Here is a 13,653-nt window from a genome sequence, read left to right as displayed (position 1 = left end):
ATGCGCGGGACGGGTTGGTTTTTTTGGGCTTGAGGCTGAAAACGATGAAGAGTCTTTCGAAGATCGCGGCACTGCTCTCGTTGGCGGGCGGGCTGTCCGGCGCAGCGGCGCAGGTGCAGGACCTCCCGGGAGGGCCGGCGGTGCGCCAGCTCAACCTGCACGCCGCCGCGACCCGCATCGCGGTCGAGATCTCCTGGCTGCACTGGTTCATGCTGATCACCTGCCTCGTGATCTTCATCCTGGTGTTCTCGGTGATGTTCTATTCCATCTGGAAGCACCGCAAGTCCGTGGGCCACAAGCCGGCCAACTTCCACGAGTCGGTGACGGTGGAAGTGATCTGGACCATCATCCCCTTCATCATCGTGATCGTGATGGCGCTGCCGGCCACCAAGGTGCTGGTCGCGTCCAAGGACACCGGCAACGCCGACGTGACCATCAAGGCCACCGGCTACCAGTGGAAGTGGGGCTACGACTACCTCAGCGGCGACGCCCAGGGCGTGAGCTTCCTGTCCACGCTGGACAGCACGCACCGCGAGATCTCCAACGCCGGCGCCCAGGGCGCCGACGTGCCCACCGACTACCTGCTCAAGGTCGACAACCCCCTGGTGGTGCCGGTCAACAAGAAGGTGCGCATCATCACGACGGCCAACGACGTGATCCACGCCTGGGGCATCCCGGCCTTCGGCGTCAAGCAGGACGCCATCCCCGGCTTCGTGCGCGACACCTGGTTCCGCAGCGAGAAGACCGGCGACTTCTACGGCCAGTGCTACGAGCTGTGCGGCAAGGAACACGCCTACATGCCGATCCACGTCAAGGTGGTGAGCCAGGACGAATTCGTCAAGTGGTCGGGCGACCAGAAGAAGCTGATGGCCGCCAAGCAGGACGATCCGGCCAAGGTATGGCCGCTGACCGACATCGTCGCCCGCGGCGAGAAGGTCTATGCCGCCAACTGCGCGGCCTGCCACCAGGCCAACGGCATGGGCGCCGGCCCGATCAAGGCGCTGAACCAGTCGCCCATCGTGCTGGATGCCGACAAGACCAAGGAAATGCAGATCGTGCTGAACGGCAAGGGCGCGATGCCGCCGTGGAAGCAGCTGTCCGACACCGACCTCGCGGCGGTGATCAGCTACACGAAGAACGCCTGGTCCAACAAGACCGGCCAGGTCGTGCAGCCGGCCGAAGTGTCGGCGCAGCGCGGCAAGTAATTCGAGGGCAGAGGAACCCAAAGGAAAACCATGAGCGCAGTTCTCGACCCCCACGGCCACGGAGCCGCAGGCGACCATCACGGTCCTGCCGGACACGATGCACACCACGACCACGCGCCGGCCGGCTGGCGGCGCTGGGTCTACGCGACCAACCACAAGGACATCGGCACGCTGTACCTGCTGTTCGCGTTCTTCATGCTGATGTTCGGCGGCGTGCTCGCGCTGCTGATCCGTGCCGAGCTGTTCCAGCCCGGCCTGCAGCTGGTGAACCCGGAGCTGTTCAACCAGCTCACCACCATGCACGGCCTGATCATGGTGTTCGGCGCGATCATGCCGGCCTTCGTGGGCTTCGCGAACTGGATGATCCCCCTGCAGATCGGCGCTCCCGACATGGCCTTCGCGCGGATGAACAACTTCAGCTTCTGGCTGATGGTTCCGGCGGGCATCATGCTGGTGCTGTCCTTCTTCATGCCCGGCGGCGCCCCCGCCGCCGGCTGGACGCTGTACGCGCCCCTGACCCTGCAGATGGGCCCCTCCATGGACGCCGGCATCTTCGCGATGCACATCCTGGGCGCCTCCTCGATCATGGGCTCGATCAACATCATCGTGACCATCCTCAACATGCGCGCCCCGGGCATGACGCTGATGAAGATGCCGATGTTCAGCTGGACCTGGCTGATCACCGCCTACCTGCTGATCGCCGTGATGCCCGTGCTGGCCGGCGCGATCACCATGACGCTGACCGACCGCCACTTCGGCACGACCTTCTTCAACCCCGCCGGCGGCGGCGACCCGGTGATGTACCAGCACATCTTCTGGTTCTTCGGCCACCCCGAGGTCTACATCATGATCCTGCCGGCCTTCGGCATCGTCAGCCAGGTCGTGCCCGCCTTCTCGCGCAAGCGCCTGTTCGGCTACGCCTCCATGGTGTACGCCACCAGCTCGATCGCGATCCTGTCCTTCATCGTGTGGGCGCACCACATGTTCACCACCGGCATGCCGGTGACCGGCCAGCTGTTCTTCATGTACGCGACCATGCTGATCGCGGTGCCCACGGCCGTGAAGATCTTCAACTGGATCGCCACCATGTGGCAGGGCTCGATGACCTTCGAGACGCCGATGCTGTTCGCGGTCGGCTTCATCTTCGTGTTCACCATCGGCGGCTTCACCGGCCTGATCCTGGCCATGGCGCCGATCGACCTGCTGCTGCAGGACACCTACTACGTGGTGGCGCACTTCCACTACGTGCTGGTGGCCGGCTCGCTGTTCGCCATGTTCGCCGGCGTCTACTACTGGATGCCCAAGTGGACGGGCGTGATGTACAACGAGACGCGCGGCAAGATCCACTTCTGGTGGACGATGATCGCGTTCAACGTCACCTTCTTCCCGATGCACTTCCTGGGCCTGGCCGGCATGCCGCGCCGCTACGCCGACTACCCGATGCAGTTCGCCGACTTCAACATGTGGGCCTCGGTCGGCGCCTTCTTCTTCGGCATCGCGCAGGTGTATTTCTTCTTCTTCGTGGTGCTGCCCTGCATGCGCGGCCAGGGTGCGCCCGCGGGCCAGCGTCCGTGGAACGACCCCGACGGCAAGGGTGCCGAGGGCCTGGAATGGGAAGTGCCGTCGCCGGCGCCCTTCCACACCTTCGAGACGCCCCCGCGCCTGGACCCGACGGCCACCCGCGTGCTGGATGCGCGCGTGCAGCCCGAGAACCCGAAGCCGGTGCATTGAGCGCAATGGACACGAAGATGGCCGACGAGGATCGCAAGAAGGGCAACCTGCGGCTGGCGCTGGTGCTGGCGTCGATCGCGCTGGTGTTCTTCCTCGGCTTCATGGCCAAGATGATCCTGCTGGGGAAATAAGTGGGCCTGCGCGCGGAGAACCGGAAGATGGTGGGCAAGCTGGTCGTGGTCGCGGCCGGCATGTTCGCCTTCGGCTACGCGCTGGTCCCGCTGTACGAGCACATCTGCGAGGCGCTGGGCATCAACATCCTGGCGCTGGGCGAGAAGCAGGTGCCGGGCGGCTCGACGGCGCGCGCCAACACGCAGGTGGACCGCAGCCGCACGATCACCGTGGAGTTCGACGCCAACGCGCGCGGCCCCTGGATGTTCAAGCCGGCGCAGGCCTCGATCCGGGTGCATCCCGGCGAACTGGCCACCGTGATGTACGAGTTCCAGAACGTGCAGGACCGCAAGATGGCCGCCCAGGCCATCCCCAGCTATGCGCCGCGCCAGGCGTCGGCGCACTTCAACAAGCTGGAGTGCTTCTGCTTCAACCAGTACGTGCTGGAGCCGGGCGAGAAGAAGCAGTGGCCGGTGGCCTTCGTCATCGACCCGCGGCTGCCCAAGGACGTGACCACCATCACGCTGTCCTATACCTTCTTCGAGGTGGGCGGCAAGGTGCCGGCCGCCCCGTCGGCGCGCGCGACCGGGCAGGAGAACGGTGGTTGAAGCTGCTGCACACCCTGCGCGCGGTCCTGTGGGCCTTCCTCGGCGTGCGCAAGCGCGCCGGCTACGAGGAGGACCTGGGCCGGCTGAGCCCGTTCGCGATCATCGCGGTGGCGCTCGTGCTGGTGCTGCTGTTCGTGGCCGGGCTGATCGCCCTGGTGAACTGGGTCGTCTGAAAAGAATTTCGATTGAGAGTATTTGAGGATCAGGAATCGACATGAGCTCTAGCGCACACGGGACCACGCCCCACTACTACGTGCCGCAGCCGTCGCGCCACCCGGCGTTCGCGGCCTTCGGCCTGTTCTTCGTCATCTTCGGCGCGGCCAACTGGATCAACGGCGTGGACTGGGGCAAGTACTCCGTCCTGTTCGGGATGCTGTGGCTGTTCTGGGTGCTGTTCCAGTGGTTCCGCGACGCCGCGCGCGAGAGCGAGGGCGGCGTGTACGGCCGCAAGATCGACCTGTCCTTCCGCTGGAGCATGAGCTGGTTCATCTTCTCGGAGGTGATGTTCTTCGGCGCCTTCTTCACCGCGCTGTGGTGGATGCGCGCGCACTCGGTGCCGGCGCTGGGCGGCGTCGACAACGCGCTGCTGTGGCCCGACTTCAAGGCGGCGTGGCCCACCTCCGGCCCGGGCGTGACCGCCTCGCCCGGCGGCATCATCGAGCCCTTCCAGACCATGGGCCCGTTCTGGCTGCCCACGATCAACACGGCGCTGCTGCTGACCTCCGGCGTCACGCTGACCATCGCCCACCACCTGCTGCGCGAAGGCAAGCGCGCGCAGACCATCCTGTGGATGTGGATCACCGTCATCCTCGGCGCGACCTTCGTCGGCGTGCAGGGCTACGAATACTTCCACGCCTACACCGACCTGAACCTGAAGCTCAGCTCGGGCGCCTACGGCTCCACCTTCTTCATGCTCACGGGCTTCCACGGCTTCCACGTGATCGTCGGCATGCTGATGCTGCTGTTCATCACGCTGCGCCTCATGAGCGGCCACTTCAGCGCCGAGCGGCACTTCGGCTTCGAGGGCGCGGCCTGGTACTGGCACTTCGTGGACGTCGTGTGGCTGTTCCTGTACACCCTGGTGTACTGGATGTGACCGGCACGCCGCAATGAAGAAAGGCCGCGCGAGCGGCCTTTTTCGTTCGCGGCGCAGCCGGACCTAGGTCAGCGGAACTCCGGTCGGCCGGATGTAGCCGAACTTCCAGGCAAGCAGGATGCACACGAACAGCAGGATGGAAAAACCCACGCGCCACGCCAGCGCGCGCGCCATGTTGTTCGTCTTCGGCCGGCCGTCGTGCCCGTCGCGCATCATGAAGAACAGCGCCGAGCCGAGGCTGCCGACGATCGCCAGGAAGGCCAGGATCACGAGGTACTTCATGCGGGCATTATCCGCGCGGGTGCTGTGACATGCTGAAACGCCTGCTGGTCGCCATCGCCGCCGTCATTGGCATCGCCGCGACGGCCAGCCTGGGGTTCTGGCAATGGGACCGCGGGCAGCAGCGCACGGCGCTGCACGCGGCCATGGAAGCCCGCGGGCGGACCGCGGCCGTGACGCCGGCCGAACTGCTGGCCGCCCGCGAAGGCGACGCGGCCCTGGTGCACCGCCCCGTGGTGCTGCGCGGCGAATGGGTCGCGGCCCACACGGTGTTCCTCGACAACCGCCAGATGAATGCCGTGCCCGGCTTCTACGTGGTCACGCCGCTGCGCCTGGCCGGCAGCCAGGCCGTCGTGCTGGTGCAGCGGGGCTGGGCGCCGCGCAACTTCACGAAGCGCGAGCAGCTGCCGGCGGTGGCCACGCCGGCCGGGCCGGTGGAGGTGCGCGGCCGCTTGGCCCCGCCGCCCGCCAAGCTATATGCCTTCGACACGGAAGAGAAGGGCGCGATCCGGCAGAATCTCGACCTGGCCCGTTTCCGCGCGGAAACCGGCCTGCCCCTGCTGCCGCTGTCGGTGCAGCAGGCCGGTCCCGCCTCCGAAGGCTTGCTGCGGCAGTGGCCGCAGGCCGCGAGCGGCGCGGAGAAGAACTACGGCTACGCCTTCCAGTGGTGGGCCCTTGCCGCGCTGATCGCCATCCTCTATGCCTGGTTCCAATTCGTCCTCCCCCGCCGCCAAGCCCGGGCTCCTTGAGCAGCCGCTCGGGCTGACCGTGCACGCGCTGCCGGCACCGCAGGAAGCGGCCCTGGCCGATGAACAGCGCACGCGCCAGGGCCGCCGCAAGATGCTGCTGGTCGCCCTGGTGTGCGCGGCGCCCGTCATCGCTTCCTACTTCACCTATTACGTGGTGCGCCCCGAAGGCCGCCGCAACCACGGCGAGCTGGTCGAGCCGCAGCGCCCGCTGCCCTCGATCACGGGCCGGACGCTGGACGGCCGGACCGTGAGCCTGCCCTCCCTGCAGGGCCAGTGGCTGCTGGTGAGCGTGGCCGGCGGCGCCTGCGACGCGCAGTGCGAACGCCACCTGTTCCTGCAGCGGCAGCTGCGCACGGGCCTGGGCAAGGACAGGGACCGGCTCGACTGGGTCTGGCTGGTCGCCGACGCGGCGCCGGTGCCCGACGCGCTGCAGCCGGCACTGAAGGGCGCCACGGTGCTGCGCGTGGACGGCGCCCAGCTCGCGCAGTGGCTCGCCCCCGCGCCGGGGCGGCAGCTCGCCGACCACCTGTACCTGGTGGACCCCATGGGCCACTGGATGATGCGCTTCCGCCCACGCCGGACGCCGCCGCGGCCGCCAAGGTCCGCAAGGACCTCGAACGGCTGATGCGCGCCTCCGCCGGCTGGGACAAGGCGGGCCGCCCATGACGGACACGCCGCTGTACGACCTGGGCCCGGCGCTGCGCCTCGCGCTGCTGGGCATCGCCGTGGCCGCCGGGCCGCTGGCCTGGGTGTGGCTGCGCAACAAGCAGGCGGCCCCCGCGCAGCGGCTGGCCGCGCTGACGCTGCTCACGCTGTTCTCACCTTCGACCTCGTGATGTTCGGCGCCTTCACGCGCCTGACGGATTCCGGCCTCGGCTGCCCCGACTGGCCCGGCTGCTACGGCAATGCCAGTCCGACCGGCGCGCTCGCGCAGATCCGCGCGGAGGAAGTGCGCATGCCCACCGGCCCGGTGACGCACGGCAAGGCCTGGATCGAGATGATCCACCGCTACTTGGCCACCGGCGTGGGCGTGCTGATCACGACGCTGGCGCTCGCGACCTGGCTGCAGCGCAAGCGCGGACTGCCGGTCAGCCCCCTGTGGCCGGCCTTGACGCTGGTGTGGGTCTGCCTGCAGGGCGCCTTCGGCGCGCTGACCGTCACCATGAAGCTGTTCCCGGCGATCGTCACCCTGCACCTGCTCGGGGGCATGGTGCTGCTGGCGCTGCTGGCGATGCAGGCCGTGGCCTACCGGCAGGCGCAGCGCGGCACCGGGCCGCTGCCGCTGCCGCAGCCGGTGCGCCTGTGGCTGCTGGCGGCGTACGCGCTGCTGTGGCTGCAGGTGGCGCTGGGCGGCTGGGTCAGCACGAACTACGCGGTGCTCGCGTGCGCCGAGTTCCCGGCCTGCCAGGGCAGCTGGTGGCCGGCGATGGATTTCGCGCAGGGCTTCGAGCTGTGGCGCGAGCTGGGCAAGACCGGCGCGGGCGAACACATCGCCTTCGAGGCGCTCACCGCCATCCACTACACGCACCGCCTCGCGGCCTACGCGCTGTTCATCGTGCTGGGCATCGTCGCGTGGCGCTTGCGCGCGGGGCCGCTGCACGCAGCCAGCCGCTGGATCGCGGCGCTGGCGCTCTGGCAGTTCGCCACCGGCCTGTCCAATGTCGTCCTCGGCTGGCCGATCGTGGCCGCCGTGGCACACACCGGCGGCGCCGCCGCGCTGGTGGTGGCGCTGACCTGGGCGCTGCGCGAAAGCCGCGCGGCGAGCCGCTACGGTGTCGTCGCCGGCGTGGCGCGCGAGGTCTCGGCATGAACGCCAGCGTCGTGCGCCAGTTCTACGCGCTGATGAAGCCGCGCGTGATCCAGCTGATCGTGTTCTGCGCGCTGATCGGCATGGTGCTCGCGGTGCCGGGCCTGCCTTCGCTGCAGGACGTGCGCCTCGCCGCGATCGCCTGCCTCGGCATCTGGCTGGTGGCCGGCGCGGCCGCGGCCTTCAACTGCCTGGTGGAGAAAGGCATCGACGCCAAGATGCGGCGTACCGCCTGGCGTCCCACCGCCAAGGGCGAGCTGAGCGACTGGCAGACCCTGCTGTTCTCCGCGGTGCTGTGCGCGCTCGGCTCGTGGGTGCTGTACGCGTGGGTGAATCCGCTGACGATGTGGCTCACGCTGGGCACCTTCATCGGCTATGCGGTGATCTACACCGTGATCCTCAAGCCGCTGACGCCGCAGAACATCGTGATCGGCGGCGCTTCCGGCGCGATGCCGCCGGTGCTGGGCTGGGCGGCGCTGCGCGGCGACGTCGGCCCCGAGGCGCTGATCCTGTTCCTGATCATCTTCCTGTGGACGCCGCCGCACTTCTGGGCGCTCGCGCTCTACCGCGTGGAGGACTACCGCAAGTCCGGCCTGCCGATGCTGCCCGTGACGCACGGCAACGAGTTCACGCGGCTGCAGATCCTGCTGTACACCTTCGTGCTGTTCGCGGCGACGCTGATGCCCTTCGCCTACGGCATGAGTTCCTGGCTCTACCTGGCCGCGGCGCTGGTGCTCAGCGCCGGCTTCTGCTGGTACGGCTTCCGCCTCTGGCGCGAGTACTCCGATGCGCTCGCGCGCAAGACCTTCCGTTTCTCCCTGATCCACCTGAGCGCGCTGTTCGCGGCGCTGCTGGTGGACCATTACCTCGTGTGAACACCATGCAGCGACGCACCGCACTCCTGACCCTCGCCGCCTCCGCGCTCGCCGCCTGCGCGCCCGAGAGCAAGCCGCAGTTCAAGGCGGTGGACATCACCGGCGCCGACTACGCCAAGGACTTCCCGCTGCCCCCGACGCGGACGGCCGCATGCGCAGCATCAAGGACTTCCAGGGCAAGGCGGTCGTGGTGTTCTTCGGCTACACGCAGTGCCCCGACGTCTGCCCGGTCACGCTGACCGAGATCGCCGAGGCCAAGAAGCGCTGGGCGCGGACGGCGCCAAGGTGCAGGGCGTGCTGATCACCGTGGATCCCGAGCGCGACAAGCCGGAACTGCTGAAGGCCTACGTCGCCAACTTCGGCCCCGACTTCATCGCGCTGCGCGGCACGCCCGAGCAGACCGCGCAGGTGGCCAAGGATTTCAAGGTGTTCTTCCGCCGCGTCGAAGGCAAGGCGCCGGGCACCTACTTCATGGAGCACTCGGCCGCCAGTTTCGTGTACGACCCGCAAGGGCGGCTGCGGCTGTATTCGCGCTACGGCAGCGGCGCGCAGGCCCTGGCCGACGACCTGAAGCTGGTGCTCAAGGGCTGACGCGATGGTGCAGCACCTGCTGGGACGCAAGGGTGCCGCGCGCATCGCGCTGATCCCGCAGGAGGTGCTCGACGCGCTGAACGCGGGGCAGATCCCCACCGTCAACCTCAACGAGTTCCTGGCGCTGGACCTCGCGCAGCTTGCGCGCAAGGTGGCGCGCGGCATCGGTCTCGATCCCGAAGCGGAGCGGCTGCAGGACACGCTGGCGATGCTGTCGGCGTTCCCGCCCGTGCGGCGCCACCTGCACGTCGCGCGTGCGCTGTACGACCTGGCGGCACCGCGGGCTGAGCGCGACCGCATCGCGCATGCGCTGGCGACGCACCCGAGCGACGTCGCCCGGTCCTGGGCCGCGCAGTGGATCGCGTTCAGCAGCATGGCCCTGCCGGACAAGCTGTGTTCCGTGTGGCGCTTCGCCGCCGACCCGCACTTCGGTGTGCGCGAAATGGCCTGGATGGCGGTGCGCGACGAGATCGCCGGCGACGTGGAGCAGGCGGTGCGCCTGCTGCAAGGGTGGGCGACCCATCCCGATCCCAACATCCGCCGCTTCGCCAGCGAGGCGACGCGCCCGCGCGGCGTGTGGTGCGCGCAGATCGAACCGCTGAAGCAGGAGCCCTGGCGCGGCCTGCCGCTGCTGGAGCCGCTGCGCGCCGACGACAGCCGCTACGTGCAGAACTCGGTGGCCAACTGGCTGAACGATGCGGCCAAGACGCAACCTGCCTGGGTGCGCGAGGTGTGCGGCCGCTGGAGCCGGGGGCGCGTTCCGCCCGCCACCGCCTACATCGTGCGGCGCGCGCAGCGCAGCATCGCGAACGAGGACTAGAAGTTCAGCGGGCGGATCAGTTTCCGCACTTCCTGGTTCATCTGGTCCAGGCCGTCGATCACCCAGGCGAGGCTGGCCTCGCCATCGAGTTCCGGCACCGGCAGCATCGCCGCCGTCACGTGGAACTTGAGCGTCAGCGCCGCCGGCAGCGCTTCGATCTGGCGCAGGCCGCTGGCCACCAGCTGCTGCGCGCGGGACGTGACGGTCTGCGGCGTCATCGGCGCTTCCAGCAGCACCGCGAACTCGCGCTGGTCCACGCGCGCGGCCATGTCGAAGTTGACGATGGTGCGGCGCAGGTGCGAGGCCGCCACCACCAGCGCCTTCTCGGCGGCTTCGCGGCCGAACTCCTCGGCGATCGCATCCAGGTTGGAGATGCGCACGCCCAGCAGCGCGCAGTTCTGCTTCTGGCCGCGCGCATGCGCGAGGCTGGTGTCCAGCCGCTCGATGATCGCCTGGCGGTGCGGCAGGCCGGTGAGGGCGTCGGTGCGGGAGAGCGCGCTGGCGCGCAGGTCGGCCTCGCGCCGCGCCATCAGGCGCAGGTTGAGCGCGTAGTACAGGATCGGCAGCTCCAGCGCAGCGCCGAAGAACAGCCCGAAGCGCGTGACCAGGTTGGTCGGCAGCAGGCCGAAGCTGCGCGCCAGCGGGAACGCCGCCAGCACCAGCACCGGCGCGAAGCCGAGCGCGAACAGCCCGAGGTGCCGGTCGCGCCCGCCCAGCCAGCCCCAGGTCACCATGCTCAGGACGGCGATCAGGGAGAGGCCGGTGAGCGCCAGCACCAGCGCCATGCTGGTCCAGCTGCCGATCACCACGTGCACGGCCGTCGCGCCCAGCAGCGCCGCGATCAGGCCCCACGCGGACGCGTCGAGCGCGCGCGACAGGCGCGCCGGCTCGGTCACCACCTTCACGAACCACAGGGCCGCCGCGGTCGCGGCGCCGGGCCACAGCGCCAGCACCGTGTCGTTCCACACCTGCCACTCCGGCCAGACGTGCTGCGCGCCGATGCCGGCGCGACCGAGCTGTCCCGCGCCCAGCAGGACGATGTAGAGCGCGAACGCGAGGAAGGCCTTGTCGCGGAAGGCCAGGCCGTTGGCGAGCGCCGCGATCGCGACCAGCCCCGCCAGCCCGAAGTAGGCGCCGAAGACGAACTGCTCGCGCTCGCGTGCCTGCTGCAGCGCGTCTTCGCGCATCAGCATCAGCGGCGCCACGAAGTCGGAGCGGTCGTCCTCCACCCGCAGCCAGTAGCGCACCGGGCGCGGGTCGTTGCCGGCCAGGCGGAAGGTGGGCAGCCGTCCCGGCACCGCCCATTCCGCCACCGAGTGCACTGTTCCCGCCTCCTGCGCCACCAGGCGGCCGGTGGCGTCGCGGTGGAACAGCTGCACCTTCTCGTGGAAGGGGGCGGAGACTTCGAGGTACCAGTGTTCGCCGGCCGGCACCGTGGCTTCGAACAGGATCCAGAGGGCGCCGCCGTGCACCGGGCCTTGCGAGTCGCGCCGGCGCAGCAGCCAGGGCAGGGAATCGGCGGCGGCCTCGACCTGTTCGATCGTCCGGCTGCCCTGCGCGTCCAGCCAGTACACGGCCTGGCGGTTCAGGTTGACGGAGGGGGCGGCGGCACCGAGGCGGATGGCGGGCGGCTGTACCCCGGCCACCGGATCGGTTTCCGAGGTCGCATTCGCCCCCGCAGCGGAGGCGAACCAGAGCAGGGCGGCGCCAAGGGCGCGCAGGACACTCCTCCACATGCTGGCATTGTTGCAGGAGCATGGATGAGCAAGTGCTTCCGGCGGCCAAAAAGCATTCCCGGAGGGTGCGGATACAACACAAAAAGCCCGGCGGGTGCCGGGCTTCGTCGAAAGGCGTGCTGCGCCGTTCAGGCGTATTCGGACAGCGCCTTCTTCATCTTCTTCATGGCCGCCACTTCGATCTGGCGGATGCGCTCGGCGGAGACGCCGTATTCGGACGCCAGTTCGTGCAGCGTCATGCCGCCCGAGCCGTCGTCGTTGACCTTCAGCCAGCGCTCCTCGACGATGCGGCGGCTGCGCGGGTCGAGCGCCTCCAGCGCCTTGGAGATGCCGTCGCTGGCCAGCACGTCGCGCTCGCGGCTTTCCAGTTCCGCGGTCGGCTCGTGGGTCGCGTCGGCCAGGTAGGCGATCGGGCCGAAGGAATCCTCGCCGTCGTCGGACGGGCCGGGGTCCAGCATCACGTCGCCGCCGGACATGCGCGTTTCCATCTCGATGACTTCCTCGCGCTTGACGTTCAGCTCGCGCGCCATCACGTCGATCTGGGCGTCGGTCAGCGTGTCGCGGTGGGTCTCGGCGTCCGCCTCGTCCTTGAAGCCCTGCTTCATCGAGCGCAGGTTGAAGAACAGCTTGCGCTGCGCCTTGGTCGTGGCGACCTTGACCATGCGCCAGTTCTTCAGGATGTACTCGTGGATCTCGGCGCGGATCCAGTGCAGGGCGTAGCTGACCAGGCGCACGCCCTGGTTCGGGTCGAAGCGCTTGACCGCCTTCATCAGGCCGATGTTGCCTTCCTGGATCAGGTCGCCGTGGGGCAGGCCGTAACCCAGGTATTTGCGCGAGACGGACACCACCAGGCGCAGGTGCGACAGCACCAGCTTCCCGGCGGCTTCCAGGTCGTTCTGGTCCTTGAACTTCCGCGCGAACTCTTGTTCTTCCTCCGCCGTCAGCATCGGCAGCCGGTTGACCGCCGAGATGTACGCGTCCAGGTTGCCCAGCGACGGAACGACGGCCCAGGGATTGGCGACCGCCAATGCCGTGGTACCCATGGTTCCAGAGGTTGAGGACATACCGGAATCTCCTTTGCTTGTGAAAATGTTAGCACTCTGTTGGACAGACTGCTAAGCAAAGGGTTCCGTAGGCAGGGGTGCCGAGCGGCAGTCGGCGCGTACTTGCCAGGGGTGCGGGGCTGCCCCGGGAAGGCGCCGCCTACCAGCGGAGGCCGAGCTTCAGGAACAGCTTGCTCAGGACGAAGATGGGACCGATCCAGAGGTATTGCAAGTCCTCGAAGAAGGAGGGCTTGCGGCCCTCCAGCTTGTGGCCGACGAACTGGGCGATCCAGGCCCCCACGAAGATCACGGCCGACATAAGAAGTACGCGCTCACCCATCGCGTGGACCAGGGCCAGCCCCAGGGCGGACAGGACGGCCATGGTCAGCAGCCAGACCAGCGACAGGCGCGCGTAGTAGACCAGGCTGGCCATCACGAAGCCGTAGGCGACCCAGGGGTGGATGGCAAAGAGCAGCCCGAGCAGGCTGACCATGATCAGCGGGATGGCCACGAAGTGGATCTTCTCGTTGCGGGGATCGCGGTGGCTTTCCCCGTAGTGGGCCAGCAGCTGGTCGATCTTGCGCGGGGCCGCGGCGGCGGCGGAGTCGGTCAGGGTGGACATGGGGCGCTCCTGGCATCGGACAATGCGCGCATTCTGGGAGGCCTCCCCATGCAAGACTGTAAAGATCTGGACATTCTGTCGGTGACGACCACCGTCGGCTCCCGCGCCGACGCCGACCAGCTCGGTCGTGCGATCCTGGCGCGCCGGCTGGCGGCCTGCGTGCAGATCGAGGAGGGGCTGACCTCGCTGTACCGCTGGCAGGGGAAGGAATGTGCTGACCCGGAGGTGCGGCTGACGATCAAGACGCTGCCGGGGTGCGAGGCGGCGCTGCAGGACTTGTTCCGGGAAGAGCACCCGTACGAAGTGCCCCAGTTCCTGGTGGTGGGGATGCGGGGAGCGCGGCGTACGCCGCCTGGGCGGCCGGCGAGGTGACCGTCCCC

The 13,653-nt window shown here is 68.6% G+C and carries 14 protein-coding genes and 3 pseudogenes; 13 read left to right on the top strand and 4 right to left on the bottom strand.

What is annotated here, in order from left to right:
- Window positions 1-44: 44 nt before the first annotated feature.
- Genes coxB through HK415_RS16360 form a run of 6 tightly spaced genes read left to right on the top strand, consistent with a single transcriptional unit; the run spans window position 45 to window position 4,751 of the window.
- Window positions 45-1,205 (top strand): cytochrome c oxidase subunit II, encoded by a 1,161-nt coding sequence (gene coxB / locus HK415_RS16380; RefSeq protein WP_171561144.1) that lies wholly within the window; start codon window positions 45-47, stop codon window positions 1,203-1,205.
- A 30-nt stretch (window positions 1,206-1,235) separates the two neighbouring features.
- Complete coding sequence (gene ctaD, locus HK415_RS16375) at window positions 1,236-2,936, top strand: cytochrome c oxidase subunit I (RefSeq protein ID WP_171561143.1); 1,701 nt, start codon at window positions 1,236-1,238, stop codon at window positions 2,934-2,936.
- A 5-nt stretch (window positions 2,937-2,941) separates the two neighbouring features.
- The gene (locus HK415_RS24025; RefSeq protein WP_373684605.1) at window positions 2,942-3,067 is read left to right on the top strand and encodes a cytochrome oxidase small assembly protein; all 126 of its coding nucleotides are present in this window, start codon (window positions 2,942-2,944) and stop codon (window positions 3,065-3,067) included.
- Complete coding sequence (locus HK415_RS16370) at window positions 3,068-3,655, top strand: cytochrome c oxidase assembly protein (protein ID WP_171561142.1); 588 nt, start codon at window positions 3,068-3,070, stop codon at window positions 3,653-3,655.
- Window positions 3,652-3,828, top strand: a complete 177-nt coding sequence (locus tag HK415_RS16365) for a DUF2970 domain-containing protein (RefSeq protein ID WP_171561141.1) — start codon at window positions 3,652-3,654, stop codon at window positions 3,826-3,828. The genes HK415_RS16370 and HK415_RS16365 overlap by 4 nt, the downstream gene beginning before the upstream one ends.
- 41 nt (window positions 3,829-3,869) lie before the next feature.
- A complete protein-coding gene (locus HK415_RS16360) occupies window positions 3,870-4,751 on the top strand; it encodes a cytochrome c oxidase subunit 3 (RefSeq protein WP_171561140.1) in 882 nt (293 codons plus the stop codon).
- Window positions 4,752-4,814: 63 nt separating this feature from the next.
- Here the strand turns inward: HK415_RS16360 and HK415_RS16355 are convergent, their stop codons facing one another.
- Window positions 4,815-5,033, bottom strand: a complete 219-nt coding sequence (locus HK415_RS16355) for a twin transmembrane helix small protein (protein WP_171561139.1) — start codon at window positions 5,031-5,033, stop codon at window positions 4,815-4,817.
- A gap of 29 nt (window positions 5,034-5,062) precedes the next feature.
- On the opposite strand from HK415_RS16355, the gene HK415_RS16350 reads away from it, so the two are divergent.
- The 6 genes and pseudogenes from HK415_RS16350 to HK415_RS16325 all read left to right on the top strand — a co-directional run bounded on the left by HK415_RS16350 (window position 5,063) and on the right by HK415_RS16325 (window position 9,872).
- Window positions 5,063-5,779: an SURF1 family protein gene (locus tag HK415_RS16350; RefSeq protein WP_171561138.1), complete on the top strand. Its 717-nt coding sequence runs from the start codon at window positions 5,063-5,065 to the stop codon at window positions 5,777-5,779.
- Window positions 5,730-6,445 (top strand): annotated as a pseudogene (locus HK415_RS16345) (redox-active disulfide-containing membrane protein). Before HK415_RS16350 ends, HK415_RS16345 begins: the two are co-directional and overlap by 50 nt.
- Window positions 6,442-7,589: pseudogene (locus HK415_RS16340) on the top strand (COX15/CtaA family protein). Before HK415_RS16345 ends, HK415_RS16340 begins: the two co-directional pseudogenes overlap by 4 nt.
- Window positions 7,586-8,461, top strand: coding sequence for a heme o synthase (gene cyoE, locus HK415_RS16335; RefSeq protein ID WP_171561137.1), 876 nt, complete (start codon window positions 7,586-7,588; stop codon window positions 8,459-8,461). The pseudogene HK415_RS16340 and the gene cyoE overlap by 4 nt, the downstream one beginning before the upstream one ends.
- A 5-nt stretch (window positions 8,462-8,466) precedes the next feature.
- A pseudogene (locus HK415_RS16330) lies at window positions 8,467-9,052 on the top strand (SCO family protein).
- A 4-nt stretch (window positions 9,053-9,056) separates the two neighbouring features.
- On the top strand, window positions 9,057-9,872 hold the full coding sequence (locus HK415_RS16325) for a DNA alkylation repair protein (RefSeq protein ID WP_171561136.1): 816 nt from the start codon (window positions 9,057-9,059) through the stop codon (window positions 9,870-9,872).
- On the opposite strand, the gene HK415_RS16320 is transcribed toward HK415_RS16325, so the two are convergent.
- From HK415_RS16320 to HK415_RS16310, 3 genes are all read right to left on the bottom strand, one after another.
- A complete protein-coding gene (locus HK415_RS16320) occupies window positions 9,869-11,608 on the bottom strand; it encodes a sensor domain-containing diguanylate cyclase (RefSeq protein ID WP_171561135.1) in 1,740 nt (579 codons plus the stop codon). The genes HK415_RS16325 and HK415_RS16320 overlap by 4 nt on opposite strands.
- A gap of 128 nt (window positions 11,609-11,736) precedes the next feature.
- On the bottom strand, window positions 11,737-12,672 hold the full coding sequence (gene rpoH, locus HK415_RS16315; protein ID WP_171561134.1) for an RNA polymerase sigma factor RpoH: 936 nt from the start codon (window positions 12,670-12,672) through the stop codon (window positions 11,737-11,739).
- 139 nt (window positions 12,673-12,811) lie between these two features.
- Window positions 12,812-13,273 carry an Mpo1 family 2-hydroxy fatty acid dioxygenase gene (locus tag HK415_RS16310; RefSeq protein ID WP_171561133.1) on the bottom strand — a complete coding sequence of 154 codons (462 nt, stop codon included), beginning with the start codon at window positions 13,271-13,273 and terminating at the stop codon, window positions 12,812-12,814.
- 81 nt (window positions 13,274-13,354) lie between these two features.
- Between HK415_RS16310 and cutA the strand changes: the two genes are divergently transcribed.
- Window positions 13,355-13,645, top strand: a complete 291-nt coding sequence (gene cutA, locus HK415_RS16305; RefSeq protein WP_171561131.1) for a divalent-cation tolerance protein CutA — start codon at window positions 13,355-13,357, stop codon at window positions 13,643-13,645.
- The last annotated feature ends 8 nt before the right edge of the window (window positions 13,646-13,653 follow it).

Origin of the sequence: Ramlibacter montanisoli, assembly GCF_013087525.1 — a bacterium.
Lineage (GTDB): Bacteria > Pseudomonadota > Gammaproteobacteria > Burkholderiales > Burkholderiaceae_C > Ramlibacter > Ramlibacter montanisoli.
The sequence above is the reverse complement of the archived record's forward strand: the minus strand, read 5'-3'. Positions and strand labels throughout refer to the sequence as shown.

Coding starts and splice junctions, on each gene's coding strand:
- HK415_RS16325 (WP_171561136.1), top strand. CDS start 9,057: ATGGTGCAGCACCTGCTGGGACGCAAGGGTGCCGCGCGCATCGCGCTG.
- coxB (WP_171561144.1), top strand. CDS start 45: ATGAAGAGTCTTTCGAAGATCGCGGCACTGCTCTCGTTGGCGGGCGGG.
- HK415_RS16320 (WP_171561135.1), bottom strand. CDS start 11,608: ATGTGGAGGAGTGTCCTGCGCGCCCTTGGCGCCGCCCTGCTCTGGTTC.
- HK415_RS24025 (WP_373684605.1), top strand. CDS start 2,942: ATGGACACGAAGATGGCCGACGAGGATCGCAAGAAGGGCAACCTGCGG.
- HK415_RS16350 (WP_171561138.1), top strand. CDS start 5,063: ATGCTGAAACGCCTGCTGGTCGCCATCGCCGCCGTCATTGGCATCGCC.
- rpoH (WP_171561134.1), bottom strand. CDS start 12,672: ATGTCCTCAACCTCTGGAACCATGGGTACCACGGCATTGGCGGTCGCC.
- ctaD (WP_171561143.1), top strand. CDS start 1,236: ATGAGCGCAGTTCTCGACCCCCACGGCCACGGAGCCGCAGGCGACCAT.
- HK415_RS16360 (WP_171561140.1), top strand. CDS start 3,870: ATGAGCTCTAGCGCACACGGGACCACGCCCCACTACTACGTGCCGCAG.
- HK415_RS16355 (WP_171561139.1), bottom strand. CDS start 5,033: ATGAAGTACCTCGTGATCCTGGCCTTCCTGGCGATCGTCGGCAGCCTC.
- cyoE (WP_171561137.1), top strand. CDS start 7,586: ATGAACGCCAGCGTCGTGCGCCAGTTCTACGCGCTGATGAAGCCGCGC.
- HK415_RS16310 (WP_171561133.1), bottom strand. CDS start 13,273: ATGTCCACCCTGACCGACTCCGCCGCCGCCGCGGCCCCGCGCAAGATC.